Source organism: Microcystis sp. M_QC_C_20170808_M3Col (genome assembly GCF_007095505.1).
Taxonomy (GTDB): Bacteria; Cyanobacteriota; Cyanobacteriia; order Cyanobacteriales; family Microcystaceae; genus Microcystis.
This window is the reverse complement of the sequence record NZ_SFBY01000181.1, coordinates 1-2,606: the sequence shown is the minus strand read 5'-3', so window position 1 is coordinate 2,606 and position 2,606 is coordinate 1. Positions and strand designations below refer to the sequence as shown.

Annotated in this window: 5 protein-coding genes and 1 pseudogene; 4 read left to right on the top strand and 2 right to left on the bottom strand. The window is 32.1% G+C overall.

Features of this window, described 5'->3' with window-relative positions:
• Positions 1 to 109 (top strand): annotated as a pseudogene (locus EWV84_RS08150) (IS30 family transposase); the annotation flags it as partial.
• Here the strand turns inward: EWV84_RS08150 and EWV84_RS08145 are convergent.
• Positions 100 to 1,014: a VRR-NUC domain-containing protein gene (locus tag EWV84_RS08145; RefSeq protein ID WP_287077598.1), complete on the bottom strand. Its 915-nt coding sequence runs from the start codon at positions 1,012 to 1,014 to the stop codon at positions 100 to 102. The pseudogene EWV84_RS08150 and the gene EWV84_RS08145 sit on opposite strands and share 10 nt — an antisense overlap.
• 33 nt (positions 1,015 to 1,047) lie before the next feature.
• Positions 1,048 to 1,266, bottom strand: coding sequence for a DUF433 domain-containing protein (locus tag EWV84_RS23075; RefSeq protein ID WP_425589719.1), 219 nt, complete (start codon positions 1,264 to 1,266; stop codon positions 1,048 to 1,050).
• A gap of 92 nt (positions 1,267 to 1,358) precedes the next feature.
• Between EWV84_RS23075 and EWV84_RS08135 the strand changes: the two genes are divergently transcribed.
• The 3 genes from EWV84_RS08135 (at position 1,359) to EWV84_RS08125 (ending at position 2,369) form a co-directional block, all read left to right on the top strand.
• Positions 1,359 to 1,559: a hypothetical protein gene (locus tag EWV84_RS08135; protein WP_287077597.1), complete on the top strand. Its 201-nt coding sequence runs from the start codon at positions 1,359 to 1,361 to the stop codon at positions 1,557 to 1,559.
• A 323-nt stretch (positions 1,560 to 1,882) separates the two neighbouring features.
• Positions 1,883 to 2,110: a hypothetical protein gene (locus EWV84_RS08130; RefSeq protein ID WP_287077596.1), complete on the top strand. Its 228-nt coding sequence runs from the start codon at positions 1,883 to 1,885 to the stop codon at positions 2,108 to 2,110.
• The gene (locus EWV84_RS08125) at positions 2,085 to 2,369 is read left to right on the top strand and encodes a type II toxin-antitoxin system RelE family toxin (RefSeq protein ID WP_002734303.1); all 285 of its coding nucleotides are present in this window, start codon (positions 2,085 to 2,087) and stop codon (positions 2,367 to 2,369) included. The genes EWV84_RS08130 and EWV84_RS08125 overlap by 26 nt, the downstream gene beginning before the upstream one ends.
• Positions 2,370 to 2,606 lie beyond the last annotated feature (237 nt).

Below are 2,606 nucleotides of genomic sequence, written 5' to 3'. Positions count from 1 at the left end.
AAAAGCTGTAGAATTAATTAATCATCGTCCTCGAAAATGTCTTGACTATCGAACCCCTTTTGAGGTATTCTATGAATTATCATCAGACATTGATGCACTTCATTTTTGAATTGGCGCAATTAAATCTTTCTTTTCTGCGGGAATCTCTTTTTCACCTAAAAAAGCTGTAATTTTTCTTACTATTATTTCACCGTCGGTATTGCCTTTTTCACTAGAAGATTTTAAATCAGATTTTTCAAGAGGAGAAACTTTACCAGGTATTCCAAGTGTTGCAATAATTGAAGCTGCAACGAGATATACACGATCATTTTCTCCTAAACCTTTTTCGTTTTGATAAATATCGTTGTTGAGTTTTACTAAACTGGCATCAATTTCTTTTTCTCGTTGCTCTTTTAGTTTGTCAATTTCTTCCTGTGATAGATTTAATGTTTTTACTTTCTCAATAAACTCATCAAAATTTTTAGGTGCTAAAAAAGAAAAATCGGAAAATTCCCCAACTTTCTGCCCAATACCAAAGTTGCTTTTAGAAACATAATATACACCGATTTCATGCCGTATTTTTCCAGTTTCATCTTTGTATCCCGTCATACCAATAGCTATTATACCAGTATAGCTTGTATGATGTAAAATAGCATTTGCATAATGTACTGCACCGTTTACAGCAAAAGAATTTATATTTTTAAAATGCGGCTCATTTTTATTGGTTCTATTCTCAACTTGTCCGTCACTGTCAAGTTTTACAAGTTTATCTTTATAGCCCTTGTACTCAATCAAAATAGGATAATAATTAAAGTTTTTGTCTTTCAGTAGAAGTTTTGCATCTGGACGATTTGCCCCTGCTCCGCCATTTTTAGTGAAATAATCAGAAAGTGCTTTGTCTATTTCAGTATTTAAAGATTCTTGTTCTAATTTATAATCTAAATTATAAGATTTAAGCCAACTATTACCTAAATCTGCAATATTTGGTTCTATTGATTGTGCCATTTTTCCCATTATATTATCCCACTTTTTCAATTTTATTAAAAATAAATGCAGTAAAAAGTACAACTATTGGTTATACAGAAACTTACGATATATTACCCCAAATAAGGATATTATTAATATTTTTTTTGTATAATATTTCCCAATAGCGCAATCATAAAACAATTTACGCATAATCCCTCTAAAAAGTCTATTATATGGATAAACTGTAATTCCCAAGCCCCGTACACAAGGCTTACCACCACATTTATTGGGTTCAATTGTGATATAGTCTCTATAATTCATAATGTGGCAAGTGCATTTTTGCTAATCTTATGATACCATGTTGATACAGGCTTTTGGTTAGCTCTTGCCAATAAAAAAGATACAGTTAATATATGTCAACCATTGAACAAATTGAAGCAGCTATTCTGACGCTGCCACCAGAACAGTTTCAGCAGCTCCGGCAATGGATATTAGAGATAGACTACCAACACTGGGATGAGCAGCTAGAAAAAGACATCGCAGACGGCAAACTGGAGCCTTTAGCAGCAGAAGCGATCGCTGAGTTTAAAGCGGGACATTGCCGAGAACTCTGATGCACTACACAACCCGCAGATTTTGGAAATGCTATGAGGATTTACCCCCTCAAATTCAGAGTTTGTAGGGTGCGTTAGGAGCGCAAAAAGATTATAAAATATACAAATCAATTAAATACGCGACGTAACGCACCATTATTATTAAATGAGATTTTAAAAAACATAATAAAATAAATTATTGAGTAAATATGAGGTGCGTTACGAATACAGCTAACACACCCTACAAATTATCTATTACATGAGAAGATTAATAACAGAAGTCGCGCATCTAAATTTTATCAGAATCAGATATAATCAAATTGGGTAAATAACCAAAATAATCTATGAATACGTTAGAACTTCGTGAACAAATCCAAAAATATGTTGAACAACTGTCACCAGAAAAATTACTTGTAGCAGTTGATTTTTTAGCATATTTGGCAACAAGAGAAGATGATGCTACTCAAGAGTTATTAGAGATTCTAGGATTTAAAGAAAATTTTAATCATGCTAGAGAAAATGTAAAACAAGGAAAGGTGATTACTGTTGACAAACTTAAACGAAAATATTAATTATACTGTTGTTATTAGTATTGATGCAGGGGAGTTTTTTGAATCTGCTTCTGCTACTTTACAAAAAAAGTTAGATAGATGTTTTGAACGTTTAAAAATTAATCCTCGTAATCATCCTAATATAAAATCTCTCAAAGGTGAGTTATCAGGTTATTATCGTTATCGAGTAGGTGACTATAGAGTTATTTATGAAATTAATGATGATTTAAAACTGGTAACAATAATTTTTATCGCCCATAGAAGTAAAGTTTATGAATAGCTGAAATAAAAATTAAGCAGCCAATTCTGTAGGGTGTGTTAATGAAATGCAACGTACCTTATAAATTCACCGTTAAATATCTTTGAAAAAAGCATTGTTTCCAAAAATACTTCATTTAAAACACTCACGCCCGAATCACAGTAATTCTATATTGATTTTCCGTCACCACCACCTCAGTTGATAACCTTTCTTCCATTGGTAAAGCATTTTTCCGCCTATCAAAGATAAATAACCAAC

Excerpts from the sequence above, each read along its gene's own strand:
- EWV84_RS23075 (WP_425589719.1), bottom strand. The coding sequence starts at position 1,266 with ATGAATTATAGAGACTATATCACAATTGAACCCAATAAATGTGGTGGT.
- EWV84_RS08135 (WP_287077597.1), top strand. The coding sequence starts at position 1,359 with ATGTCAACCATTGAACAAATTGAAGCAGCTATTCTGACGCTGCCACCA.
- EWV84_RS08130 (WP_287077596.1), top strand. The coding sequence starts at position 1,883 with ATGAATACGTTAGAACTTCGTGAACAAATCCAAAAATATGTTGAACAA.